The sequence below is a fragment of the Roseateles sp. GW835-FHT13E02 genome (assembly GCF_058794035.1).
Genome location: NZ_JBXAGJ010000002.1, coordinates 233396 through 258928 on the forward strand (window position 1 = coordinate 233396; position 25533 = coordinate 258928).

A 25533-nucleotide genomic window follows, 5' to 3' on the forward strand; every position below is an offset into this window, starting at 1 on the left:
ACCACCGGCCCTCAGGCATGCTGCAGCAGCCACTGCTGCAAGTCAGCCACGCTGTGGGCCACATGCAGGGGCTGGAACTCGGCAAAACTGCTGTGATCATGGGCGCCATAGCTGACCCCGGCGCTGGCGCAGCCGGCGTTCAGCGCCAGCTGCAGATCATGGGTGGTGTCACCAATCATCAAGGTGCGCTCGGGCTCAGCACCGAACTCGCGCATCAGCTCCAGCAGCATCTGCGGATGGGGCTTGCTGCGGGTTTCATCGGCAGTGCGGCTGCCATCGAAGAGCTGGTCCAGGCCGACCGCGCGCATGGCCTCGTCCAGGCCGCGGCGGCTCTTGCCGGTGGCGACCGCCAGCCAGTGGTGGCGGGCCTGCAAGTCGACCAGCATCTCCGGCACCCCGGGAAACAGAATCACCTCATGCTGGGCCGCCAGGTAGTGATGGCGAAAACGCTCGCCCATCTCGGCAAAGCGCGCCTCAGGCAGATCGGGCACCGCATGCGCCATGGCCGCCTGCAAGCCCATGCCGATCACATAGCTGGCCTGCGTGTCGCTGGGCCGCGGCAGACCCAGGTCCACCGCCGCGTTCTGGATGCTGCGGGTGATCAGAGCCGTGGAGTCGAACAGGGTGCCGTCCCAATCAAACGCGATCAAATCGAAACGCTGAGGCCGAGTCATGGATGCCCCTCGACCAAGGCATGCCTTGGTCGGTCCCCCGAGGGGACGGCGATTCGTGCCGGTTCGACCGGCACGAACATCGCCGTACCGGGCCGGCTTGGGGCGGCCCGGCGCTCGTCCCGAAAATCCAGGTCTTGGTTCATCAAACTACTTTCGACTCAAAGCCGCGACCAGGCGCTGGCATTCCTCGGGCAGAGGTGCCAGCAGCTCGATCTCCTCGCCCTCGCGGGCCGGATGGTTGAAGCGCAGACGCTGGGCGTGCAGAAACATGCGCTCGAAGCGGTGCTCGCCGCGCGCCAGGGCCCGGTTTGCTTCGAAATCGCCGTACTTGGGGTCGCCGACGATGGCATGGCCGCCGTGAGCCAGGTGCACGCGGATCTGGTGCGTGCGGCCGGTCTTGATGGTCACGTCCAGCAGGCTGTAGCCATTCAGGGCCTGGGCCACCTTGACCAGGCTGATCGAACGCTTGGCCTGCTCCGCCTGTGGATCATGTGAATTCGTCACCGCCCTCACCCAGCGCTCGCCATCGCTGCCCACGAACTTGAGCAAGGGCACGTCGATCACCTTCAGATTGGCCGGCCAGACCCCGGCCACCAGGGCGGCATAGGTCTTGCCGGTTTCGCGTTCGCGAAACTGGTCCTGCAGCGCGACCAGGGCGCTGCGTTTCTTGGCGATCAGCAACAGACCCGAAGTTTCCTTGTCCAGGCGATGCACCAGTTCCAGGAACTTGGCCTGCGGCCGGGCCTGGCGCAGTTGCTCGATCACGCCGAAGCTGACGCCCGAGCCGCCGTGCACGGCCACGCCGGCCGGCTTGTTGATGGCCAGCAGGTGATCGTCCTCAAAAACCACCGGGAACTCGCGCGGCGGCACGTACTCCCCCGCGCCTTCCGCCGCCCGCTCGGGCAGGCGCACCGGCGGGATGCGCACCTCATCGCCGAGCTCCAGCCGTGTGTCGGCCTGCGCCCGGCCCTTGTTCACCCGCACCTCACCGGCCCGGATGACGCGGTAGACATGGGTTTTGGGCACGCCCTTGAGCTCGCGCAGCAGGAAGTTGTCCAGGCGCTGGCCGGCCGAACCGTCGTCGATCACCACGCGGCGGACTTGGGCGGCCGAGGGCGGCAGCGGGGCTGTGGCGTCGGCTGCCGGCTTGCGCGCCGAAGCCGCCGGCGCCGCCGACGTACCCAGTGGACGCGCACCGGGCTTCACCGGCACCCGCTCGCCCAGCAAGGGGCCGGCCCGGCGGCCGCCGGCTCGGCCCGGCGCCTTGGCGCCCGGGCGGGCGGTTTTGTCGGCGGCCCGGCCGGGTGTTTTGGCAGCGCTGGCAGCGCCCGATTTGGGGCCGGACTTCCGGGTTTCTGTGGCGGCCGGTGCTCTGGCTTTAGCCCTTATAATGTTGCTCACCACGTTACTGCCGTAAGTATTTGATTTTTCTGATTTTACCCGGGCTCAGGCCCGCGCAGGATCGGGCAGAAATCAAGGCCAGACTCAGGTCAGGGCCACGGCGGCGAGGTGGCGATGGGGCTTGATGCCCGTCAAGCACGTGGTCTTGAGCCCCATCAACAACTGGTGATGCAACACAAATGCCCAGCGGCGGGCCCTGTCCCCAAGTGACACGGCGGCGGCTGAGTGTGTGTGGCAGAGCGATGTAGAACGAACCACGCCGCATGGGCGCCGCCGACCTTTGAATCGCGGGGCGCATGGGGCAGCAGACAAGGTATTCCACGGCGGCAGGCCGGTCGATCAAGAGTCAGACCGCCTGCTGCTCGCGTCCAACAGTCCTCGCGGATGATTTCCCTCACTCCCCCCACCCCCCACCGCTTTGCATGCAGCCCCGGCCCCGCGCCGGCGAGGCTGGCGCGCCGCCGTGGCCGGGCCGCGCAGCACCCCCGGGCCTTTGGCGCCCGCGCTGCGCGTTCATGGGAGCGGGCCTCCGCGCCGCCTGTTGCGCCGCACGCGCCAACGCTGGCCCACTGAGCGTCCACCCACACCGGTGGCGATCAGGGTCAGTCCAGGGCGATTCCTTCCTCGGTTCCTCCGCATCGCCCGTGCATCGATGAGTCGCCGCCCGGCTTCGGTCCTTCCGGATTGACGCCGCCGCGGTGACGCGATGTGTGAGCGCGCGAACCGCTCGGGCCAGAAACCCGACGGCCGCGCGCGAGGAGTGATGTCAATGAAACGCATGCTGATCAATGCGACGCAGCCGGAAGAACGGCGCCTCGCAATCGTTGATGGCCAGAAGCTGCTCGACTTCGAGACCGAAATCGAAGGCCGCGAACAGCGCAAGGGCAATATCTACAAAGCGGTCGTGACCCGCGTCGAGCCCTCGCTCGAAGCCTGTTTCGTCGATTACGGCGAAGACCGCCACGGTTTCCTACCCTTCAAGGAAATCGCCCGCCAGTACTTCCGCGAAGGCGTGGACGTGCGCACCGCACGCATCCAGGACTGCATCAAGGAAGGCCAGGAACTGCTGGTCCAGGTCGAAAAGGAAGAGCGCGGCAACAAGGGCGCAGCCCTGACCACCTTCGTCTCGCTGGCCGGCCGCTACCTGGTGCTGATGCCCAACAACCCGCGCGGCGGTGGCGTGAGCCGCCGCATCGAGGGCGAAGACCGCGAAGAGCTGAAGGAAAACCTCGACCAGCTCGAATACCCCAAGGGCATGAGCCTGATCGCCCGCACCGCCGGCATCGGCCGTTCCGCCGCCGAGCTGCAGTGGGACCTGAACTACATGCTCAAGCTCTGGACCGCCATCGACGATGCGGCCAAGGGTGGCAAGGGCGCCTACCTGATCTACCAGGAATCCAGCCTGGTGATCCGCGCGATCCGCGACTACTTCACCGCCGATGTCGGTGAAATCCTGATCGACACCGACGACCTGTTCGAACAGGCCCACCAGTTCATGAACCACGTGATGCCCGACCAGGGCCATCGCGTGAAGCGCTACCGCGACGACGCGCCGCTGTTCAGCCGTTTCCAGATCGAACACCAGATCGAAACCGCCCACAGCCGCACGGTCAACCTGCCCTCGGGCGGCGCCATCGTGATCGACCACACCGAAGCGCTGGTGTCGGTGGACGTCAACTCGGCCCGCTCGACCCGCGGCGGCGACATCGAAGAAACCGCCACCCGCACCAACCTCGAAGCCGCCGATGAAATCGCGCGCCAGATGCGTCTGCGCGACCTGGGCGGCCTGATCGTGGTCGACTTCATCGACATGGAAGAGTCGAAGAACCGCCGCGAAGTCGAACAGCGCCTGCGCGATGCCCTGCGCAATGACCGCGCCCGCGTGCAGTTCGCCTCCATCAGCAAGTTCGGCCTGCTGGAAATGAGCCGCCAGCGCCTGCGCCCGGCCCTCAGCGAAGGCAACCACATCACCTGCCCACGCTGCAACGGCACCGGCCACATCCGCGACACCGAATCCTCGGCGCTGCAGATCCTGCGCATGGTCCAGGAAGAGGCGATGAAGGACAACACCGCCGCCGTGCACGTGCAAGTGCCGGTGGAAGTGACCTCCTTCCTGCTGAACGAGAAGCGCACCGAGATCACCAAGATCGAGTTGAAGCAGCGCGTCACCGTGCTGCTGGTGCCCAACAAGCACCTCGAAACGCCCAACTACAAGCTGGAACGCCTGCGCCACGACGACCCGCGTCTGGAAAACCTGCAAGCCAGCTACACCATGATCGAAGAGCCGCAGGACGAGGTGGGCATCACCCGTCGCGGCGACAGCGACAAGGGCCGCAGCAAGCAAGAGCCGGTGATCAAGGGCATCCTGCCCGAGCAACCCGCGCCCATGCCCACGGCACCGGCCCCCAAGGCCGAGCCGGCAGCACGCGCGGCATCGCCGGCCGCAGCACCGGTGGCCGCAGCCCCGGCCGCTGGCGGTGGTTTCTTCGGCTGGATCAAGAGCCTGTTCGGTGGCCCGGCGGAAGCCCCGGCCGCGGCCCCTGCCGCCGCCAAACCGGCCGCGGGTTCCGCTGCTGCAGCAGGCGGTGAGCGCAAGCGTGAGGGCGGCCGAGAAGGTGGCCGTGACGGCGCCCGCGGTGGCCGTGGTGGCCGCGCCGAGCGCGGTGGTGAGCGTGGCGAGCGCAACGGCAAGCGCGAAGGCGCAGGCCGCAACGAGCCCCGCTCGGAAGCTCGCGGTGAAACGCGTGCAGAGGGCCGCCCCGAGCGCACCGAGCGCCCGGAACGCGCCCGCCGCCCTGAGCGCGCCGAGCGCCCGGAAGGCGTCGAAGGCCAACGCCCGGAACGTGCAGAGCGTCCGGATGGCCGCCGCCCGCGCGGTGATCGCCCGGAACGTGGCGAACGCAGCGAGCGCGGTGAGCGCGCCGAACGTGGTGAGCGCGTCGAGCGCAATGCCGAGCAGCAGCAAGCCGCTGCCGCCCTGCCCGCCAGCCTGAACGACACCCCCGCCGACTTCGTCGACACCGTGCCCGAAGGCGCGCTGAACGCTGGTGAAAACGGCGCCGAGGCTGCCGCTGGCGCCAACGGTGAAGAGCGTCAAGGCCGTGGCCGCCGCCGCCGCCGTGGTGGCCGTGACCGCGAAGAGGGTCGCAACGTCGAAGCCGGTGAAGCGGTTGAAGGCGCCGACACGGCCGAGGGCGCTGAGCCCAAGGCAGCGGCAGCCAGCGAGGCCGAGAGCGGAGCCGGCAGCGATAGCGCCAACAGCGCCGCCGCCGCTGAAGCAGGCAGCCACGAGTCTGGCGATCGCCCCGAAGCGGGTGAAGGCCAGGAAGGCCGCCGCCGCCGTGGTGGCCGCGATCGTGGCCGCCGCGAGCGCCGTGACGACCAGGCCGAAGGCCAGAGCAGCGAGCACGCAGCCACCCAGGGCGACAGCGCAGAGGCCCTGGCCACTGCAGCCCCTGCGGCCGCACCGGTGCAACTGAGCCTGGCACCGGAAGCGAGCGACGCTGCAGCAGCCGCGACGCCGGCCGCTGCACCTGCCCCCGCTCCGGCTCCTGCTGCGCCTGCCGCGCCCGTGGCAGCGCCGGCCCCGGTCTTCGCTCTGCCGATGGACGAGTTGCACGCCATCGCCGCCTCCAACGGCCTGCAATGGGTGAACTCCGACGCGGACAAGATCCGCGCCGCCCAGGAAGCGATTGCGGCCGAGCCCAAGCCGATCCATGTGCCGCGCGTGCGCCCGCCCATGGTCGCCCTGGACGAAGGCCCGCTGGTGCTGGTCGAGACCCGCAAGGACCTCTCGCAGTTCAAGCTGCCTTTTGAGCAGTAAGTAAAAAGAGGAAAGAGACGCGCCGTGGCCCCAAGCTCCGGCGCGAAGCTCTCGCCCTTTAGAGGGCTGGGCAGCCTAGACCGCCCCGCCGACAATGCCGCCTCGCTGCACCGCCAGCCAGGCGGCATTTTTTCGACCGGGTTTCAGCGCGCGCGCCACCCAGGCCTTTTCCCTAAGCACCCCATCACACTTACCCGAGGGAGTCTTGTCCATCATGTTGACGTCTCAACACCCCAAGCGCAGCCTATTGACCCACGGCTTCAGCGCCCTGCTGATCCTCAGCGCCGCCCTGCTGCCGGCCGCTCAGGCCGCCTCGGCCAAGCCCAAGGCCGCTGCCGCGGCAAGCGCCAGCGCGGCCACGGACGAGGTGGAACTGCGCTTCTTCCCCCTGCCCCAGCAACGCCATCAGATCCATTCGGTCATGCGCATGAAGATGGACATGCGCATGGAGCCCTTCGAGGGCATGAGCGAGGAAGAGCGCGCCAAGATGGAGCAGGCCATGCAGGCCGCCAAGATGCCCATGAGCATGCGCAGCGAGTTCGACCAGCAAGTCACGACCACGGCCGCTGACAAGCAGGGCAACTTCCAGCTTCAGCTGCGCGGCAAGAGCCTGCCCCTGGAGATGAGCAATTCCGCTGGCGAGCGCGTCGGCCCGCCCAAGGCCACGGTCGACATCAAGATCGACGCCAAGCTGAACCAGAAGACCGGCAGCTTCCAGTCCATGAAGATGGCCGGCATGGATGCCGCGAGCAGCGGCCTGTCCGAAGGGCTGCTCAAGCAATTGCTGAGCAGCATGAGCGCTCTGGAAGGCCGCCGCCTCAAGGTCGGCGAATCGGCCGAGATGCCGCTGGACATGGCCTTGCCGATTCCCAAGGGCCCGGGCATGGACCTGAAGATGCTGGGCCGCTACACCCTGGTCAAGCTGGAAAACGGCGTCGCTGATTTCGACGTCGGCGTGAACATCACCATGGCCATGAACGATGACAAGGCCGAAGCCGCTGCGGCAGCTGCCGCCGCTGCAAGCTCGGCCGCCAGCGCCCCGGATGCCACCGCCTCCGCGCCGGCCGCGCCGCTGATGACCGCCTCGGGCCAGGGCCAAGGCCGCATGAGTTTGCGCTTGGCCGACCGCCTGGTCCTGAATCACGCCATGAACCTGGCCATGAACATGCGCATGCAAGCGCCGGGCAAGCCGGTGATGAATATGAAAGTGGACATGGAGATGGAAGCGAGCGGCAAGAACCTCAAGCGCTGAGTGTTTCAGTGGCGGGGGCCGGAGGCGCGTCCCCGCTACTGCGCTCGCTGCCGCGTCTCCCAGGCCCTCCGGGCCTGGCGATACTGGTCCATGGCCAGATCGTGCAGGTCGAAGATGCAGGGGTCGCAGCCATTGCCGCAGCAGGCGTCCAGGTCGGGTGCCACGGGCGGCTCGGGCCGGGGGTCGGCCGCCTTAGCCGCACTGGCAGCGTTGACTGCATCAGCCGTCGCGAGCGCGACGCCGGCATCCTTGTTCATGACCGCAGCCTCCGGCTTCAAGGCAGGGTCTGCAAGGCCTGGTGGTAGGCCGGTTCATGCATGAGCTCGTCCCAGGTCAGCGGCGCCGATTGCGGCAGCAGGCCTGCGCGGCGGGCCTCGCTCTCGGCGCTCGGCTGCCAGTCACCGCGGGCCTGCGCGGCTTGCAGGCCGTCCAGGAATTCATCCAAGGCCCGGCCACCGTCGACATTCGACTGATTACACAAGAGCACCAGATCGCAACCGGCCTGCAGGGCCGCCAGCGCCGCGTCCACGTAGCCGATCGCACGCCCTTCCAGCACGCGGGCGCCGGCCATGCCCAGGTCATCGCTGAAGATGGCGCCGCCAAAGCCCAGGCGCTCACGCAGCACCTCCTGCAGCCAGCGGGCACTGAATCCGGCCGGGCGAGTATCGACCTTGGGGTAGATCACATGAGCCGGCATCACGGCGCCGGTGCTCATGACCAGCCATTCAAACGGTTTCGCATCCTCGGCCAGGATGGCCTTGAGGCTGCGGCGGTCCACCGGCACCTCGGTGTGCGAGTCGGCCTTGACGTAGCCATGGCCCGGGAAATGCTTGGCGCAGCTGGCCATGCCAGCCAGCAACAAGCCATGCTGCAAGCTCTTGGCCAGCACGGCCACCACGCGTGGGTCGCGGTGGAAGCTGCGGGTGCCGATGACAGAGCTCTCACCGTAATCCAGGTCCAGCACCGGGGCAAAGCTGAAGTCCACGCCACAGGCGCGCAGCTCGGCGGCCAGCACGAACCCGGCAGCAGTGGCCGCCGCGGTGGCCTGCAGCGCATCCTCCATCCATAACTCGCCGAGCCGACGCATGGCCGGCAGGTGGGTGAAGCCATCGGTCTGGAAACGCTGCACGCGGCCGCCCTCATGGTCCACACAGATCAACACATCCGGTCGGATGGATTTGATCTCGGCCGTCAGCGCCAGCAGCTGGGCACGGCTCTCATAGTTACGAGCGAACAAGATCAAGCCGCCGACCAGGGGGTGGCGCAGGCGCACACGCTCGGCCTCGCTCAGGCTCAGGCCGGCGACATCGAGCACCACGGGGGCGTGTTGCAGGTCTACTTCCATCGTCTTTGTCCGTCTTTCTGCGGCCTTGCTTCAGGCCAGGGTCTCGACCACCACAAAGCTGGTCGCGTAATCGGTTTCGTCGCTGACGCTGACCAGGGCGCGCAGGCCCTGGTCCTCGAACCAGCGGGCCAGCTCGCCATGCAGGCGGATCTCGGGCTTGCCGCTGGGCGCGTTGAGGATCTCGCAGTCGCGCCAAGTCATGGGCATGCGCATGCCCAGACCGATGGCTTTCGAGAAGGCCTCCTTGGCGGAGAAGCGGGTGGCGAGAAAACTCAGGCCCCGGCTCTCTGCGCGCGCACGGCGGGCGCGAAAGACCTCCAGTTCCTGCGGACCCAGCACTTTTTCCGCGAAGCGCTCGCCGCGCCGCGCCAGGGTCTCGCGCATGCGGCGGATGTCGCAGACATCGGTGCCGATGCCGTAAATCATGCCTCGGGCTCCAGCGGTGCCCAGCCCAGCAACTCATTGCGATGCTGCTGGCCGCCCAGTTCGAACCAGGCCTCGCCCCAGAGGCTGGCACCTTCGCGGCGGTAGAAACGCAAAGCGCCTTCGTTGCCGATCCAGGCACTGAGCCACAGCGAACGCTCGGGCCAAGTCTGGCGCGCCTGGTGCAGCAGCTTCAAGCCCAGGCCCTGGCTCTGGCTGTGCGGCGCCACGTAGAGGCGCTTGAGCTCGACCGCCTGGCCGGACACAGCCACCGGGCAGACGGCGCTGTCGTCCAAATGCGCCCAGGCCAGCAAGGTGTCGCCCCGCTCGATCACCCAGTGACGGTTCAGATCGATGGACTGACGCAGCAGCTGTTCGTCGAAATCACGCTTCAGGTACTCGGCCACGGTGCTGTTGACGCCGCCCTCGGCGGCATAACGGTCCAGCCAGACCCAGCGCGCCAAGGCGGCGATGCGCAGCGCATCGTCAGGCTCGGCCGGGCGCAGGTCGAGGAATGCCGGCTTCTTGTTGCTCATGTCGACGCTCAGGCTGCGTAGGCGCGCTGGATGCTGCGCAGGTACTCACGCACGGTCTCGGTGTAGCCCAGCTCCAGGGCATCGGCGATCAGGGCGTGGCCGATGGACACCTCTCGCACACCGGGCACGGCGCGCAGGAACAGGCTCAGGTTGTCGCGGTTGAGGTCGTGGCCGGCGTTGATGCCCAGGCCCTGGGCCAGGGCGGCCTCGGCCGTGCGGGTGAAGCCGGCCAGCACCTCGGCCTCGCGGGCGGTGCCGAAGGCGCTGGCGAAGGTTTCGGTGTAGAGCTCGATGCGCTCGGCGCCCAGCGCGGCCACATGGGCCATGGCCTCGGGCAACGGGTCCATGAAGAGGCTGACGCGCACGCCCAGGCTTTGGCATTCCGCGATCAGCGGCGCCAGGCGCTCGCGATCGGCCGGCAGGTTCCAGCCGTGGTCGGAGGTGAACTGGTCCTCGCTGTCAGGCACAAAAGTCACCTGGTGCGGACGCAGCTCACGCACATAGTCCATCAGGTTCTGGGTCGGGTTGCCCTCGATGTTGTACTCGGCATGCGGCCACTGCTTCATCAGCGCCGCCAGCTCGCGCACATCGGCCGGGCGGATGTGGCGCTCGTCGGGGCGCGGGTGCACGGTGATGCCCTGGGCCCCGGCCAGCAAGCAGGCCTCGGCCGCGCGCAGCACGCTGGGAATGCCCAGGTGTCGTGTGTTGCGCAGCAAGGCCACCTTGTTGACATTGACCGACAAGGCGCAGCGCTGGCCGTGCGAATGGACGGCCGAGGCCTCGGGAGCGAGCAAAGGATTCATCGTTTCCAGTTCCAGCAAATATCAGTCAGGGCGGCCGGGGCTGCGCCCAAGCTTCAATCGAACAGCTTCTGCACATCCAGCATCACCTGGCGGGTGCGCAGCGGCTTGCCGCCCAGATGATAGTGAAGCAGGCCGCGCAGCGCCGACTTGAGCTGCGGCAAGACCGGGGCGCAAGCCTGCTGCAGCGCGGCCATGCTGCCGTGCAGCAGCGCGGCTTGCAGATGGATCCAGGTGCTGCCATCCAGGCCGCCTGCTTCGACGGACAAGGGTTGAATGCCGGCCTCGGCAGCCAGACCATAGCTGCGTTCCAGCTGCAATGGCGCCTGCGTCAAGGTCACGACGCTAAGGTCGGGCAGCAGGCCGGTTTCCACCAGCAGACGCAGCTCGAATGCCCGCAGCGCCGCCTGCGACTGCGCATCCTCATTGGCATGCAGCTGCGGCAAGGTCTGGGCATAGGCATCGAAGAGCAGCGGATGGGCGTCCTGCCGGGCCAGCAGCTTGAGCAGCAGCTCGTTCAGGTAATAACCCGAAAACAGCGCGGCGCCGGCCGGCAAGGTGCTGCCGCCGGCCCATTCGGCCGCGCGCAGGGTGACGACCTCGGCCGGGTTGCCATCCGTGGATTTGGCCGGTTTGGACAGGGTCACCTGGATGCGCTGAAAGGGCAGCAGCACCGCGCGCAGCTGCGAGTACGGCCGCTTGGCGCCCTTGGCCACCACGGCCAGGCGCCCCTGCTCACGAGTGAACAGGTCGAGGATGAGGCTGGACTCGCTCCAGTCGTACTGGTGGAGCACAAAAGCCTGCTGAACCGCAGGTGCGCGCGCGCCGCGGGCCATCAGCGAACGGGCCGCCGGTCAAGCCGGTCAAACGAGAAGCACGCCAGCGGCTTCACTCGTAGCCGTAGGTGCGCAAATGCTCTTCGCTGTCGGCCCAGCCCGAACGCACCTTGACCCAGAGTTCCAGGAAGACACGGCCATCCATCAGATGCTCCAGCTCCTGGCGCGCCTCGGAACCGATGCGCTTGAGGCGCTCGCCGCCCTGGCCGATGATCATGCCCTTGTGGGCATCGCGCTCGACCACGATGGAGGCCGAGATGCGGCGCAGCTCGCCCTCGTCTTCCCATTTGTCGATGATCACGGTCGAGGTGTAGGGCAGCTCGTCACCGGTCAGGCGGAACAGCTTCTCGCGGATGATTTCGCTGGCCAGGAATTTCTCGCTGCGGTCGGTCAGCGCGTCGCCGTCGTAGAACCAGCCCTGCTCGGGCAGGTAGGGCTTGAGGATCTTGAAGAGGCGCTGGACATCGGCATCCTTCTTGGCCGAAAGGGGCACGAATTCGCTGAAGTTGCGGCGCTCCTGCATGCTCTTGAGCCAGGGGGCCAGATCGGCGCGGCGCTGCACGGCGTCCAGCTTGTTGGCGATCATCACCACCGGCTTGTCCTGCGGCAGCAGGGACAGCACCTTGGCATCGTCCAGGCCGAAGCGGCCGGCTTCCAGCACATAGAGCACCAGATCCACATCGCCGAGCACGCCGTGCACGGTGCGATTCAGGTTGCGGTTGAGCGCCGCGTTGTACTTCATCTGGAAGCCGGGCGTGTCCACGAACACGAACTGCGCCTCGTCCACGGTGCGCATGCCGGTGATGCGATGGCGTGTGGTCTGCGCCTTGTCCGAGGTGATGCTGACCTTCTGGCCGACCAGGGCGTTGAGCAGGGTCGACTTGCCGACATTGGGCCGGCCGACGATGGCGATCAGGCCACAGCGCTGGGGCGTGCCGTCGGCCATCTTGCCGCCGCTGGCTTGCGCGGCGGCTGCGGCCTCGGGCGACAGCGAGGTCGCGCCGGAGCCGGCCGCGGGAATGGGCGGCAAGGCATAGGTGACGACGGGTGCAGGAGAGGCCGACGAAGCTTCAGGCGAAGTGGCGTCGTCCGGCGTGGTGGGGGTGTGGGTCATGGGGTGTCGGCGCGGGGCCGCTCCTTGTCGCGCAAGCCAGAACTTGGCTTGTCGAGGGCAATCAGTTCGTCGAGCAGGCGACGGGCGGCTTCTTGTTCGGCAATACGACGAGACCGGCCTTCGCCGCGCGTGGCCAGCTTCAGCGCAGGCACGACGCACTCAACCTCAAAGGTCTGGGCATGGGCCTGGCCGCGGGTGTCGGTGATGCGATAGGTGGGTACGGCGAGGCGGCGGGCTTGCAGCATCTCCTGGAGCGCGGTTTTGGCATCCTTGGCCCAGCGGTCGGTGGCCGCACCGGCCAGCAAATCGCCCAGCATCTTGCGCACCACCTCGAGCGCGGCCGGGTAACCGGCGTCGATGAAGGTGGCGCCGATGATGGCTTCGAGGGCGTCGGCCAGGATGGAGGGGCGCTGCGCGCCACCGCCCTTGGCCTCGCCATCCGAGAGGCGCAGCACCTGGGGCAGACCCAGATCGAGCGCCAGGCGGTGCAGGCTGTCTTCGCGCACCAGGTGGGCGCGGATACGGGTCAGGTCGCCCTCGTCGGAGCCGGCATATCGCTCGTACAGCAGGCTGGAGACGGCCAGGCTCAGCACCGCGTCGCCGAGGAACTCCAGGCGCTCGTTGTGATCGCTGCTGAAGCTGCGGTGCGTCAGGGCGCGGCTCAGCAGCTCCGGCTTGCTGAAGCGATGACCCAGGCGTTGTTGCAAGGCGAGGAGAGGCGCAGCACTGCTACTCATGCGGACACAGACGTTGAAAATGCGGGCGCCAGCGACCGAAGCGGCGAAAACGCCATCAACGGGACTTGCCCTGGTACTTGATCAAGAGATAGACAGGGCCGGCCAGATCGACCTGCTTGTCGTAGGCGAAGCTGATCTGCAGCTTCTCGTTGTCCTTGCTGATCACCAGATCCTGGCTGGAAATGCTGACCATGGAGTATTCAACCTGCTGAGCGCGCTCGAACTCGGCGCGCACGGCCGGCACGGTGGCCGGGTTGGCCGCAGCAATGCGATCGACCACACGTTGAATGGTGTAGAACTCCAGCACGGTCGGGATGACGCGGGCGATCACCACGCCACCGAAGGCGAGCAGAACACCCCAGAACAGCAGGCCCAGAAGGCTGATGCCGCGCTGTGATCGCGCTTGGGCACCCGAATGGCAACGCTGGCCTGGCTTTGACTGACGACGAAGCATCGAAACGTCCTCTCCCTGAAGTTTCAAACCGGATCTTTGCCGGGCGAGACCGCAGCCCCGCCGTTCAGGCCGCCTCAATGGAAGGGGCCAATGCGCTTGAGGTTACCGAAATTCATCCAAACAAAGAAGGCCCGGCCGACGATGTTTTCATCGGGGACAAAGCCCCAGAAGCGAGAGTCCCCGGAGTTGTCGCGGTTGTCGCCGATCATGTAGTAGTAACCCGCCGGCACCGTGCAGCGCACGCCTTCGATGGTGTATTTGCACTGGTCCTGGTAGGGGAACGGGCCATCCGGACGGTTGGGCTGGAAGATGGGCTGCGCCTGTGGGTTGACCAGCATCTGATGCTCCTTCTCGCCCAGCTTCTCCAGGAAGCGCGGACGGTAGGTCATCGAGCTCTCGTCGTAGAAGTCACCCTGGGGTTGGACTTCGGTCGGCTTGCCGTTGATGTAGAGCTTCTGGTTCAGATAGGCCACCTCGTCGCCGGGGATGGCCGCCACGCGCTTGATGAAGTCCACGCTGGTGTCCACCGGCCAGCGGAACACCATCACGTCGCCGCGCTTGACCTCGTTGTTGGAGATGATCTTCTTGTTGATCACCGGCAGGCGCACGCCGTAGTGGAACTTGTTCACCAGGATCAAGTCACCAACCAGCAGGGTCGGCACCATCGAACCCGAGGGGATCTTGAACGGCTCGAACAAGAAAGAGCGCAGAAAGAACACGGCCAGGATGACCGGGAACAAGCCGGCAGTCCAATCCATCCACCAGGGCTGCTGCAGGATCTGCTGACGCGCCGCCTCGACATCCCCATCGACACGGCTGATGCCCTGGGCGGCCAGGGTCTGGCGGCGCTGGGCATCGGCATCGAGCAGGGCCTGGGCGGCACGAGCTCGGGCCGGCTGGAAATGAAAGCGCTCGGCCAGCCAGTAGGCCAGCGTGATCACGGTCAGGATGAAGAGCAGAAGGGAGAAGTTGCCGCTCCAGTAGCCGGTGTACCAGCCGCCCAGGTAAGCGACCAGGGCCGCGTAGAGAATTCCGGTCAGAGCACTCATCAATCGATCGCTTGGTTGGGAGGAAGGGAGAAGAAAGAAGGCCGGGCGACGGCGGTCAGTCGTCCACTTGCAGGATGGCCAGGAATGCCTCTTGAGGCACCTCGACGGAGCCGATCTGCTTCATGCGTTTCTTGCCGGCCTTTTGCTTTTCGAGCAGCTTGCGCTTGCGGGTGATGTCGCCGCCGTAGCATTTTGCCAGCACGTTCTTGCGCATCGCCTTGATGTTCTCGCGGGCGATGATGTTGGCGCCAATGGCAGCCTGGATCGCCACGTCGTACATCTGACGCGGGATCTGCTCGCGCATCTTGGCCGCCACGGCGCGGCCGCGGAACTGGCTCTGCGCGCGGTGGACGATGATGGACAGAGCATCGACGCGGTCGCCGTTGATCAGGATGTCGACCTTGACCACATCGGAGGCGCGGTACTCCTTGAACTCGTAGTCCATGGAGGCGTAGCCGCGCGAGACCGACTTCAGCTTGTCGAAGAAGTCCAGCACGATTTCGGCCAGCGGCATTTCATAGGTCAGCATGACCTGGCGGCCGTGGTAGGCCATATTGATCTGCGTGCCGCGCTTCTGGTTGGCCAGGGTCATGACCGGGCCGACATAGTCCTGCGGCATGTAGAGGTGCACGGTGACGATGGGCTCGCGGATCTCGGCGATCTTGCCGACCTCGGGCATCTTCGAGGGGTTCTCCACCTCGATCACCGTGCCATCCCCCAGCACCACCTCGTAGACCACGCTGGGCGCGGTGGTGATCAGGTCCTGGTCGAACTCACGCTCCAGACGCTCCTGCACGATCTCCATATGCAGCAGGCCCAGGAAGCCGCAGCGGAAGCCGAAGCCCAGCGCCTGCGAGACTTCGGGTTCGTAGCGCAGCGAAGAGTCGTTGAGCTTGAGCTTCTCGAGCGCATCGCGCAGCTGGTCGTACTCGCTCGATTCGGTCGGGTACAGACCGGCAAACACCTGGGGCTGGATTTCCTTGAAGCCGGGCAAGGCCTCTTCGGCCGGGCCGAGATTGTTGGGCAGCTTCTTTTCCAGCGTGATGGTGTCGCCGACCTTGGCGGCCTGCAGCTCCTTGATGCCGGCGATCACAAAGCCCACCTCACCGGCATTGAGCTGATCGCGCTTCTCGGACTTGGGCGAGAACACGCCCAGATGCTCGGCCGGGTAGATGGCATTGGTGGCCATCATGCGGATGCGCTCGCCCTTGCGCAACGTGCCGTCCACCACGCGAACCAGCATCACCACGCCGACGTAGTTGTCGAACCAGCTGTCGATGATCATGGCGCGCAGCGGTGCCTCGACCACGCCCTTGGGCGGCGGGATGCGGGCGATCACGGCCTCGATGATTTCATCGATGCCCATGCCGGTCTTGGCGCTGCAGGGGATGGCGTCGGTGGCGTCGATGCCGATCACGTCTTCGATCTCGGCCTTGGCGTTGTCCGGGTCGGCGCTGGGCAAGTCCATCTTGTTCAGCACCGGCACCACTTCCACGCCGAGGTCCAGCGCGGTGTAGCAGTTGGCGACGGTCTGTGCTTCCACGCCCTGGCTGGCGTCCACCACCAGCAGCGCGCCCTCGCAGGCCGACAGCGAACGGCTCACTTCGTACGAGAAGTCCACATGCCCGGGCGTGTCGATCAGGTTGAGGTTGTAGGTCTTGCCGTCCTTGGCCGTGTACTGCAGGGCTGCGGTCTGGGCCTTGATGGTGATGCCGCGCTCGCGCTCGATGTCCATCGAGTCCAGCACCTGCGCTTCCATCTCGCGGTCCGAGAGACCGCCACAGCGTTGAATGATGCGGTCCGCCAGCGTGCTCTTGCCGTGGTCGATGTGGGCGATGATGGAGAAATTGCGGATGTGGTTCATGCTTTTACAGACTGAGCTGGGCTGGAGTCACAAAGGGCGGGAGCCCGGGCAGCGCAAGCTCTCAATCGCGGCGCGATGTGATGGCCACACAAAGGCCGAACGGCGGGTAAAAAAAAGGCACGTCGAAACGGTGACGCGCCTTCCAACAAAAGGTATGGCAACTGCTTGTTGGGCTTCCATTGTAGCCAAAAGGTCCTGTCTGGAAACCGCGCCCCGCCGGGATTGCCCGTCGTTGCGGCCCGCCAACATGGATTTTGTCCACAACTTATTCACAGGCTTATCAAGGCGCGCTGGCATGGTTTTTGAAAACCTTGCAGCCCGCCCGCCTGCGCCTCCGTCGGCCCGGCATTTTCGTCACGCTTGACTCGTGTTTACGTCTTTCGCCGGCCGCAAACAGGCCAGGCGAACTCCGGATTCTAGCCGACAGCGACAGGAATCGAAATCCGCCACCCTGCCCTGCCGCGTGGCCCGGCAGGTGAGCAGCTTCCGCCATATGAAAAGACCCGGCAGCCCGCTCTGGCATACCGGGTCTTGGCACTGTCGCCAGCGTGGATTAACCGGCCGGATTACCGAGCCGGACGCAGCAGCACAAAGCTGGTCAGGTCACCGCGGCGCACCAGCAAATTGATGACCTTGGCCTTGTCCAGCTTGGCCAGCACCGCCTGCACCTGCTTGACGCTGCTGACATCGGTGTTGTCCACCGACAGGATGACATCGCCCTCGCGCAGGCCCGCGCGTGCGGCCACGCCGATGGCCGCTTCCACGCGAACACCCGACTTGAGCTTGAGCTCGCGCTTTTGCGCCTCGCTCAACTCACCGAGCTGCAAACCCAAGGCGCTGGCCGGACCGGCAGAGGGCTTGCCATCACCGTCAACGCCCGCCGAAGCACGTGCTTCTTCATTGGGCATCTCGGCGATGGTGATGTTGAGGTCCTTGTAGGTACCGCGGCGGAACACCTGGACCACGGCCTTGCTGTTCGGCTTGAGGCCGGCCACCACGCGGCGCAGATCGCTGACCTTCTCGATCGTCTTGCCGTCGAACTTGGTGATCACATCGCCGCCTTCGATGCCGGCCTTGTCGGCCGCGCCGCCCGCGACCACGCTGCGGATTACGGCGCCATGCGGCTTGCCCAGGCCGATGGCCTCAGCCACATCCTTGCTTACATCTTCCAGCGTCACGCCGATGAAGCCGCGCACCACCTTGCCGTGGCTGCGCAGCTGCTCGGACACGCGGATCGCCTCATCGATGGGGATCGAGAAGGAGATGCCCATGAAGCCGCCGGACTGGCTGTAGATCTGCGAGTTGATGCCTACCACCTCGCCGCGCATGTTCAACAGCGGGCCGCCCGAGTTGCCCGGGTTGATGGCCACATCGGTCTGGATGAAGGGCAGGAAGTCGCCGGTGTCGCGCGCCTTGGCGCTGACGATGCCGGCAGTGACGCTGTTGTCGAAGCCAAAAGGCGAACCGATGGCCATGACCCATTCACCAACCTTGAGGCGGCCGACATCGCCGATCTTCACTGCCGGCAGGCCGCTCGCCTCGATCTTGAGCACGGCCACATCGGTGCGGCGGTCGGCGCCGACCAGCTTGGCCTTGAACTCGCGCTTGTCAGTCAGGGTGACGTAGACCTCGTCGGCATCCTGAACCACATGGGCATTGGTCATCACATAGCCATCAGCGCTGAGCACAAAGCCCGAGCCGACGCCGCGGCGCTGCGGTGCATCGTCGTTGTCGCCGCCGCCGCGTGGGGCACCACGGCGCTGGTTGGGCGCGGGCATGCCGAAGCGGCGCAGGAACTCCAGCATCTGCTCGTCCATCTCGGGCATGCCCTGGGCATTGGCCTTGAGGCGCTCCGAGGTGCGGATGTTCACCACCGCCGGGCCGACCTTCTCGACCAGCTCGGTGAAGTCCGGCAGCTCGCGCGCCTGGGCATGGCCGACATCGGGCAGCAGGCTGAGGCTCAGGGACAAAGCGCCGGCAGAGAGCAAGGCTCGCGACCAGCGCGACAGGGACGGACGGGCAAGAGACAGAAAGGACATGGTTGGACTCGAAGTGTTCACCAGAGAAAAACCCACCAACGCGGCCAGGGCGTTGAACCTGAGACAGCAGCTGGCGATTTTGGGACCAGGCGCCTTGATTTCAAGGGTGGACGAATGCAAAGAACAGGTAAACAAATGCAGCGTGTGCTGCGATCGGACAAGCGGGCGGACAAGCCGCCACTGCCAGCAAGCACGGCATGGCGCGCCAGCCTCGACCGGCTGCAATTGATGATGGCAGCGGCCCAAGCCAGCTTGCGAAAGTCACCCCGGAATCAGCGGCCGCCGCACCTCAGGTCGCAGGACCTGCGCCTCCAGGGGGCTGATCCTGCGCCCCGCGTGCGCCCTGCCCGTCCTGGCTGGCGCGAGCGGCAAACAGGGTCGCCCGCAATGTGCCCCACACTCCCGGCTGCCGGCGCCGGCTCAGCGGCAGATAGAGCGGCACCCAATGCCAGCGCAGTCGCTGCAGCCGAGGTACTGCAGCACCCACACGCTGCGCCCGCAGAAGCAGCCAGTCGTCGAAATCAAAGACCGCGGCCAGTCTCAGTTCCACAGCCGGGTCACGCGGCGCCCCCGAGGCCTCGCGCTCGTGCAAGCGCCAGCTCTGGCCATCCCACAGCAACAGGCGCGGCCGCACACGCGCCACTCGCCAGCCGAGGGCGGCGCACAGAGGCAAGACCCAAACCGAATGCCACGCGGACGCCTGCTGGTGCGCGACCAACGCCGCCAGCAGCGAGGCCGCAGCCAGCAGGGCCAGAAACGACACAGCCAGCTGCAAGGCTGGCTGTGGAAGCACCTCAACCCGGAGCGGCGCTGCGTGACGCGAGGTGGCGTTCATCGCAGCAGGCTCAGGTTCGGCTTTGAAACAACAAGGCAGCTGGCGCCGCCGGCGATCAGACCCGCTTGAAGATCAGCGTGCCGTTGGTGCCGCCGAAACCGAAATTGTTCTTGGCGGCGTACTCGATCTTCATCTGCCGCGCTTCGTTGGCGCAGTAGTCCAGGTCGCACTCGGGATCCTGGTTGAAGATGTTGATGGTTGGCGGCGCCACCTGGTGGTGAACCGCCAGCACCGTGAACACCGACTCGATACCACCGGCCCCGCCGAGCAAATGCCCGGTCATGGACTTGGTCGAGCTGACCACCAGATTCTTGGCATGGTCGCCGAAGGCCAGCTTGATGGCGTTCGTCTCGTTCACATCACCCAACGGCGTGGAGGTGCCGTGGGCGTTCATGTATTGCACTTGGTCAGCGTTCAGGCCTGCGTTGCGCAGGGCCGCACGCATCGACCGCTTGGGACCGTCCACATTGGGCGCGGTCATGTGGTACGCGTCAGCACCCATGCCAAAGCCGGACAGCTCGGCATAGATCTTGGCGCCACGCTTCTTGGCATGCTCGTACTCTTCCAGCACCAGCACACCGCCGCCCTCACCCAGCACAAAACCGTCGCGGTCCTTGTCCCAGGGTCGGGAAGCAGTCTTGGGATCGTCGTTGCGCGTGGACAGTGCCCGCGCCGAGGCAAAGCCTCCGATGCCCAAGGGCGACACGGTGGATTCCGCGCCGCCGGCGATCATCACGTCGGCATCGCCGTATTCAATGAGCCGCGCAGCTTGACCGATGGCATGCAAGCCGGTGGTGCAAGCGGTCACGATGGCCAGGTTCGGGCCTTGGAAGCCGAACTTGATCGAGACATGGCCCGAGATCATGTTGATGATCGAGGCCGGCACAAAGAAGGGGGAAATGCGACGCGGGCCGCGCGCAACGTACTCGCTGTGGGTTTCTTCGATCAGCGGCAAGCCGCCGATGCCCGAACCCACCAGCACGCCGATGCGCTCAGCCTGCTCTTCACTCAACTGATCGCCGGTCGGCAGACCGGCATCGCGCACCGCTTGAATGGACGCCGCCAATCCGTAATGGATGAAGGTGTCCATGGTCCGCGCTTCTTTGGTGGACATGTAGTCCGCCACATCGAAGCCCTTCACTTCACCGGCGAACTGACAGGCAAAGGCCGACGGATCAAAGCGGGTGATGCGGTCAATACCGGACTGACCGGCCAGGATGTTGGCCCAGCCTTCAGCAACCGTGTTTCCCACGGGGCTGATCAGACCAAGTCCGGTAACTACGACGCGACGACGGCTCATGCGGTACGGAAATCAGTTGAACAAAGGCTCAAGCGCTGAAGACTCAGGCCTTTTGGTGCTTGACGGCGTAGTCAATCGCCAGCTGAACGCTGGTGATCTTCTCGGCTTCTTCATCGGGGATTTCGATGCCGAACTCGTCTTCGAGTGCCATCACCAATTCCACGGTGTCGAGCGAGTCGGCGCCCAGGTCGGCCACGAAGGCCTTTTCGTTGGTCACATCGGACTCAGGCACGCCGAGTTGCTCGGCGATGATTTTCTTGACACGTGCTTCGATATCGCTCATGACTCCTCCAGGAGGGGTTTGCTAGGAACAGCCCGGGATTCTAAGGCCTCTAGGGAGTCGCGCCTAAAACAAGGCATTGCGGCACATCAGAGAACCTTCACCGGCCGGGCAAATCCGGTGGATGGCGGCGGAACTGCCGCCATCTCAAATCTGTCAGTTCATGAACATGCCGCCGTTGACATGCAGTTCACTGCCGGTAATGTAGGCTGCCTTCGGTGACGCGAGGAAGGCAACAGCCTCCGCAATTTCCCGCGGCTCGCCCAGGCGGCCCACCGGGATCTGCGCCAGCAGCGCGGCCTTCTGCGCCTCGGGAAGCACTTCGGTCATGTCGGTGGCGATGAAACCAGGCGCCACGCAGTTGACGGTGATGCCGCGACTACCCAGCTCGCGCGCCAGCGAGCGCGTCATGCCGGCCACGCCGGCCTTGGCCGCCGCGTAATTGGCCTGGCCCGGATTGCCCGAGGCACCAACCACCGAGGTGATGCTGATGATGCGGCCATAACGCTGTTTCATCATGGTGCGCATGACGGCGCGGCTCATGCGGAACACGGCCTTCAGATTGGTGTCCAGCACGGCATCCCAATCGTCATCCTTCATGCGCATGGCCAGGGTGTCGCGGGTGATGCCGGCATTGTTGACCAGCACATGCAGGCCGCCATGGGCTTTGACGATGCCGTCCACGGCCGCTTCAACCGCGGCCGCGTCATTGACATTGAGGACCAGGCCAGAGCCCCCCAGCGCAGCCAAGGCTTCGCCGATGGCGGCAGCGCCGGATTCGCTGGTGGCGGTGCCGATGACCTTGTAGCCCTGCTCGGCCAGGGTCAGGGCGATGGAGCGGCCGATGCCGCGGCTGGCGCCGGTGACCAGGGCCACTTGGGGGGTGCTGCTGCTTGTCGTCGTGTCAGTCATGATCTTCTTGCGGTTTCGTTGGAAGGTGCAGACGGGGCGATGCTCAGCCCAGCAGTGCGCGTGCCTCGGCCAGGCTGGCCGGGTCCAGCACGGTGGCGCTGATCAGTTCGGCATCGACACGCTTGGCCAGGCCGGCCAGGACCTTGCCCGGGCCGCACTCCAGCACATGCTGGATGCCCTGCGCCTTCAGCGCCTGCACCACTTCGACCCAGCGCACCGGGCCGAAAGCCTGGCGGTACAGCGCATCGCGCAGGCCGACGGCATCGCCAACTGCGGCCACATCGATGTTGTTGATCACCGGGAACTGCAGCGCCGCGAACTCGGTCGTGGCCAGACGCCCTTGCAGCGCCAGCGCCGCCGGCTTCATCAGGCTCGAGTGGAACGGCGCCGACACCGGCAGCAGCAGCGCGCGCTTGGCGCCCGCGGCCTTGAGCAACTCACAGGCCTTGTCGACCCCGGCCTTGGTACCGGCAATCACGGTCTGCTTGGGGTCATTGAAATTGGCAGCCTCCACGGCCTCACCGGTGGCGGCCGCCGCGGCGGCACAACCCTCGATCACGGCCGCGCTGTCCAGACCCAGGATGGCCGCCATGGCGCCCACGCCCACCGGCACGGCTTCTTGCATGGCTTGGGCACGGAATCGCACCAGAGGCAGGGCCTCGGCCAGCGTCAGCGCACCGGCCGCCACCAGGGCGGTGTACTCGCCCAGCGAGTGGCCGGCCGCAGCCGCCGGCAGCAAGCCGGTTTCAGCCACCCAGGCGCGGTAGCAGGCAATGCCGGCCGTCAGCATCACGGGCTGGGTGTTGGTGGTCAGGTCCAGCTGCTCTTTCGGGCCGGCCTTGATCAGGGCGCCGATGTCTTCGCCCAGGGCCTCGGATGCCTCGGCCAGGGTGCGAGCCACCTCAGGGTGATCGCCCCAGGCGTCCAGCATGCCCACGGTTTGCGAGCCTTGGCCCGGAAAGACGAATGCGAACTTTGCGCTCATGATCGTGTGTCGAAGAATTGGAGATGAAGTAACTCGGAATTGCAGCGGAGGCAAAAGCCGTGAAGCGCGGCCTGCGGAATCAGAAATCCAGCAGCACGGCACCCCAGGTGAAGCCGCCCCCCACGCCTTCCAGCATCACGGTATCGCCGGCCTTGACGCGGCCGTCTCGCACCGCCACATCGAGGGCCAGCGGGATCGACGCCGCCGAGGTGTTGCCGTGCTGATCCACGGTGACCACCACCTTGTCCAGCGGCAGCTTCAGCTTCTTGGCCGTGCCTTGCATGATGCGGATATTGGCTTGATGAGGAATCAGCCAATCGATGTCATCCTCGCTGCGGCCGGCTTTCTCCAGCACCGAGCGGGCCACTTTTTCCAGCACGCCGACGGCCAGCTTGAACACGGCCTGGCCGTCCATCTTCAGCAGCGGGTCGCCGCTGACCTTGCCGCCCGAGACATGGCCGGGCACGCAAAGAATGCCCGAATGCTTGCCATCGGCATGCAGCTCGGTGGCCAGGATGCCCGGCGTGTCGCTGGCGCCCAGCACCACAGCACCGGCGCCATCGCCAAACAGCACACAGGTGGTGCGGTCCTTGAAATCGAGGATGCGCGAGAACACCTCGGCACCCACAACCAGGGCCTTGCTGGCCGCACCGGTGCGGATCATCGAATCCGCCACCGTCAGCGCGTAGACAAAGCCGGAGCAGACCGCCTGCACATCGAATGCCGCACCGCCGGCGATGCCCAGCTTGTGCTGCAGCAGGCAGGCGGTCGAGGGGAAGACCATGTCCGGCGTCGAAGTGGCGACGATGATGAGATCGATCTCATCGGCCGCAATGCCGGCCGCGACAATGGCGGCTTGCGCAGCGGCCAAGGCCAGGTCGCTGGCCGTCACGCCTTCGGCGGCGAAATGGCGGGCATGGATGCCGGTGCGCTCGACGATCCATTCATCCGAGGTCTCGATGCCATCGGCGGCCAGCTGAGCAGCCAGCTCAGCATTGCTCAGTCGCAGTGGCGGCAGGTAGCTGCCGGTGCCGATGATGCGGGCGTAGCGCGCAGAAGGCATGGCCGTCGAAGGCGAGGGAGCAGATGCGGGGGTGTTCGTGGCGCTGGGGATGGTGGTCATGCAGCTTGGGCGACCGGGGCCGCCTTGTCTCCTGAGTCGCCCACCGCGAGCCCCTCGGCGCCGGCCGTGGTGCCGGGCGTGGCTTGCAGCGTGGCAATGATGCGATCGTGTACCCGGTCGAGCAACCGGTTGCGGGCGGCATCATACGCCCGGTTCAAAGCGTTCTCGAAAGCGAAGGCGTCGGCCGAGCCATGGCTCTTGAACACCAGGCCACGCAGGCCCAGCAGGGCTGCACCGTTGAAGCGGCGATGGTCGACGCGACCTTTGAAGCGCTTGAGCACCGGCATCGCCAGAGCGGCGGTCGCCTTGCTGATCCAGCTGCGACCGAACTCCTCGCGGATGATGGTGATGATCATGGTGGCCAGGCCTTCGGCCGTCTTGAGCGCGACGTTACCGACAAAACCATCGCACACAACCAGGTCGACCGTACCCTTGAAGATGTCATTGCCTTCCACATTGCCGTGGAAATTCAGCTGACCAGCAGCTGCCGCCGCGCGCAGCAACTCACCCGCGCGCTTGATGGTTTCGCTGCCCTTGATGACCTCTTCACCAATATTGAGCAGGCCGACACGCGGCTCGGGCTTGCCATCCACAGCCGCGACCAGGGCGCTGCCCATCAGCGCGAACTGCAGCAGATGCTCGGCCGAGCAATCGACATTGGCGCCCAGGTCCAGCATGGTGGTGTAGCCACCGAGCTGGTTGGGCATGACCGAGGCAATGGCCGGGCGATCGATGCCATCCAGGGTCTTGAGCAGATAGCGCGAGACCGCCATCAGGGCGCCGGTGTTGCCGGCCGACACACAGGCATCGGCCAGCGGCAAGCCGCCGTCGGCCGACTTGAGCTGGCTGATGGCCACCCGCATGGACGAATCCTTCTTGCGGCGCAGCGCCACCTCGACCGGGTCGTCCATGGTCACCACTTCACTGGCGGGCACGATGCGGCAGCGCGGCCATTGGGCGGCCGCAGCCAGCGCATCGGGCAGGCCCACCAGCAGCAGCTCGGCTTGCGGATGCTTGGCGAGGAAGGCCTCACAGGCCGGCAAGGTGATGGACGGCCCATGGTCGCCACCCATGCAATCGACAGCCAGACGCACCCGGGCCAAAGGCTCGGCCACGGACACCGCGGGCTGGGCGGGCAGACGGGAATCGACAGAAGACATCACAGCAACCCAGGTGAAAGCCGGCCAGAGAAAAACGGCCGGACACGAAAACTCAGGCCGTGCAGCGCCTTCGCGCGCGCACACCCGAGTGGATCAAGCCAATATGTCAGGCCATGCGGCCTCTTGCCAACGGTGGAAACACCGCGCAACAGAGCCCACAGAAAACACAAAAACCCGGCGCTGCAACAAGGCACAGGCCGGGAATTCGTGATCACAGCAGATCGTGAGATCAACGCGCCGCCTGAGGCGGGCGCGTCAGTCGAAATCGATCAGGCGTCAGCCTTGGTCTTCAGGACCTTGCGGCCGCGGTAGAAGCCGGTGGGGCTGATGTGGTGACGCAGATGCACTTCGCCGGTGGTCGGCTCGATGGCAGTACCCGGGGTGACCAGGGCATTGTGCGAACGGTGCATGCCACGCTTGGAAGGCGACTTCTTGTTTTGCTGAACGGCCATGAAATTCTCCTAAGGCTCCGGTGATTGAGGCGCGGCGGTCTGGATTTGCTGAAGCGGTTCGCTCCAGCTCTCCACGCAGACCAGCGACCTGCACACCCCGGGCGCCGCGATTGCTGTGTACACAAGCGTCGCGAGCATC

The 25533-nt window shown here is 66.0% G+C and carries 24 protein-coding genes; 2 read left to right on the forward strand and 22 right to left on the reverse strand.

The window, feature by feature from the left end; all coding sequences use genetic code 11:
• Window positions 1-11 precede the first annotated feature (11 nt).
• Window positions 12-674 carry an HAD family hydrolase gene (locus AC1Q6P_RS02835; RefSeq protein ID WP_492662948.1) on the reverse strand — a complete coding sequence of 221 codons (663 nt, stop codon included), beginning with the start codon at window positions 672-674 and terminating at the stop codon, window positions 12-14.
• 147 nt (window positions 675-821) lie between these two features.
• The gene (locus tag AC1Q6P_RS02840; protein ID WP_492662949.1) at window positions 822-1880 is read right to left on the reverse strand and encodes an RluA family pseudouridine synthase; all 1059 of its coding nucleotides are present in this window, start codon (window positions 1878-1880) and stop codon (window positions 822-824) included.
• A gap of 964 nt (window positions 1881-2844) precedes the next feature.
• Between AC1Q6P_RS02840 and AC1Q6P_RS02845 the strand changes: the two genes are divergently transcribed.
• The gene (locus AC1Q6P_RS02845; RefSeq protein ID WP_492662950.1) at window positions 2845-5898 is read left to right on the forward strand and encodes an Rne/Rng family ribonuclease; all 3054 of its coding nucleotides are present in this window, start codon (window positions 2845-2847) and stop codon (window positions 5896-5898) included.
• A gap of 214 nt (window positions 5899-6112) precedes the next feature.
• Window positions 6113-7150, forward strand: coding sequence for a hypothetical protein (locus AC1Q6P_RS02850; protein ID WP_492662951.1), 1038 nt, complete (start codon window positions 6113-6115; stop codon window positions 7148-7150).
• A 35-nt stretch (window positions 7151-7185) separates the two neighbouring features.
• Here the strand turns inward: AC1Q6P_RS02850 and AC1Q6P_RS02855 are convergent, their stop codons facing one another.
• The 20 genes from AC1Q6P_RS02855 to rpmF form a co-directional block, all read right to left on the reverse strand.
• Window positions 7186-7407: an oxidoreductase-like domain-containing protein gene (locus tag AC1Q6P_RS02855; RefSeq protein ID WP_492662952.1), complete on the reverse strand. Its 222-nt coding sequence runs from the start codon at window positions 7405-7407 to the stop codon at window positions 7186-7188.
• A 17-nt stretch (window positions 7408-7424) separates the two neighbouring features.
• Window positions 7425-8495: a beta-N-acetylhexosaminidase gene (gene nagZ / locus AC1Q6P_RS02860; protein ID WP_492662953.1), complete on the reverse strand. Its 1071-nt coding sequence runs from the start codon at window positions 8493-8495 to the stop codon at window positions 7425-7427.
• Between the two features lie 30 nt (window positions 8496-8525).
• Window positions 8526-8921, reverse strand: a complete 396-nt coding sequence (gene acpS, locus AC1Q6P_RS02865; protein ID WP_492662954.1) for a holo-ACP synthase — start codon at window positions 8919-8921, stop codon at window positions 8526-8528.
• Complete coding sequence (locus AC1Q6P_RS02870; protein ID WP_492662955.1) at window positions 8918-9454, reverse strand: GNAT family N-acetyltransferase; 537 nt, start codon at window positions 9452-9454, stop codon at window positions 8918-8920. Before AC1Q6P_RS02870 ends, acpS begins: the two co-directional genes overlap by 4 nt.
• An 8-nt stretch (window positions 9455-9462) precedes the next feature.
• Window positions 9463-10257 carry a pyridoxine 5'-phosphate synthase gene (locus AC1Q6P_RS02875; RefSeq protein ID WP_492662956.1) on the reverse strand — a complete coding sequence of 265 codons (795 nt, stop codon included), beginning with the start codon at window positions 10255-10257 and terminating at the stop codon, window positions 9463-9465.
• A gap of 53 nt (window positions 10258-10310) precedes the next feature.
• Complete coding sequence (recO, locus tag AC1Q6P_RS02880; protein ID WP_492662957.1) at window positions 10311-11090, reverse strand: DNA repair protein RecO; 780 nt, start codon at window positions 11088-11090, stop codon at window positions 10311-10313.
• Between the two features lie 52 nt (window positions 11091-11142).
• The gene (gene era / locus AC1Q6P_RS02885; protein WP_102767669.1) at window positions 11143-12204 is read right to left on the reverse strand and encodes a GTPase Era; all 1062 of its coding nucleotides are present in this window, start codon (window positions 12202-12204) and stop codon (window positions 11143-11145) included.
• Complete coding sequence (gene rnc, locus AC1Q6P_RS02890) at window positions 12201-12941, reverse strand: ribonuclease III (RefSeq protein WP_102767670.1); 741 nt, start codon at window positions 12939-12941, stop codon at window positions 12201-12203. The genes era and rnc overlap by 4 nt, the downstream gene beginning before the upstream one ends.
• A gap of 55 nt (window positions 12942-12996) precedes the next feature.
• Window positions 12997-13395, reverse strand: a complete 399-nt coding sequence (locus AC1Q6P_RS02895; protein WP_171825639.1) for a DUF4845 domain-containing protein — start codon at window positions 13393-13395, stop codon at window positions 12997-12999.
• Window positions 13396-13469: 74 nt separating this feature from the next.
• Window positions 13470-14444, reverse strand: a complete 975-nt coding sequence (gene lepB, locus AC1Q6P_RS02900; protein WP_492662958.1) for a signal peptidase I — start codon at window positions 14442-14444, stop codon at window positions 13470-13472.
• Window positions 14445-14499: 55 nt separating this feature from the next.
• A complete protein-coding gene (lepA, locus tag AC1Q6P_RS02905) occupies window positions 14500-16308 on the reverse strand; it encodes a translation elongation factor 4 (RefSeq protein ID WP_102767673.1) in 1809 nt (602 codons plus the stop codon).
• A gap of 566 nt (window positions 16309-16874) precedes the next feature.
• Window positions 16875-18347, reverse strand: coding sequence for a DegQ family serine endoprotease (locus AC1Q6P_RS02910; protein ID WP_492662959.1), 1473 nt, complete (start codon window positions 18345-18347; stop codon window positions 16875-16877).
• Between the two features lie 289 nt (window positions 18348-18636).
• Window positions 18637-19182 (reverse strand): hypothetical protein, encoded by a 546-nt coding sequence (locus tag AC1Q6P_RS02915; protein ID WP_492662960.1) that lies wholly within the window; start codon window positions 19180-19182, stop codon window positions 18637-18639.
• 55 nt (window positions 19183-19237) lie between these two features.
• The gene (gene fabF, locus AC1Q6P_RS02920) at window positions 19238-20482 is read right to left on the reverse strand and encodes a beta-ketoacyl-ACP synthase II (RefSeq protein ID WP_102767676.1); all 1245 of its coding nucleotides are present in this window, start codon (window positions 20480-20482) and stop codon (window positions 19238-19240) included.
• Between the two features lie 43 nt (window positions 20483-20525).
• Window positions 20526-20765, reverse strand: a complete 240-nt coding sequence (acpP, locus tag AC1Q6P_RS02925) for an acyl carrier protein (protein ID WP_102767677.1) — start codon at window positions 20763-20765, stop codon at window positions 20526-20528.
• Between the two features lie 153 nt (window positions 20766-20918).
• Window positions 20919-21674 carry a 3-oxoacyl-ACP reductase FabG gene (gene fabG / locus AC1Q6P_RS02930; RefSeq protein WP_492662961.1) on the reverse strand — a complete coding sequence of 252 codons (756 nt, stop codon included), beginning with the start codon at window positions 21672-21674 and terminating at the stop codon, window positions 20919-20921.
• 43 nt (window positions 21675-21717) lie between these two features.
• Window positions 21718-22659, reverse strand: coding sequence for an ACP S-malonyltransferase (gene fabD, locus AC1Q6P_RS02935; protein ID WP_492662962.1), 942 nt, complete (start codon window positions 22657-22659; stop codon window positions 21718-21720).
• Window positions 22660-22738: 79 nt separating this feature from the next.
• The gene (locus AC1Q6P_RS02940; RefSeq protein ID WP_492662963.1) at window positions 22739-23722 is read right to left on the reverse strand and encodes a beta-ketoacyl-ACP synthase III; all 984 of its coding nucleotides are present in this window, start codon (window positions 23720-23722) and stop codon (window positions 22739-22741) included.
• Between the two features lie 56 nt (window positions 23723-23778).
• Window positions 23779-24876, reverse strand: coding sequence for a phosphate acyltransferase PlsX (gene plsX / locus AC1Q6P_RS02945; RefSeq protein ID WP_492663039.1), 1098 nt, complete (start codon window positions 24874-24876; stop codon window positions 23779-23781).
• Between the two features lie 335 nt (window positions 24877-25211).
• Window positions 25212-25394 (reverse strand): 50S ribosomal protein L32, encoded by a 183-nt coding sequence (rpmF, locus tag AC1Q6P_RS02950; protein WP_009552540.1) that lies wholly within the window; start codon window positions 25392-25394, stop codon window positions 25212-25214.
• Window positions 25395-25533 lie beyond the last annotated feature (139 nt).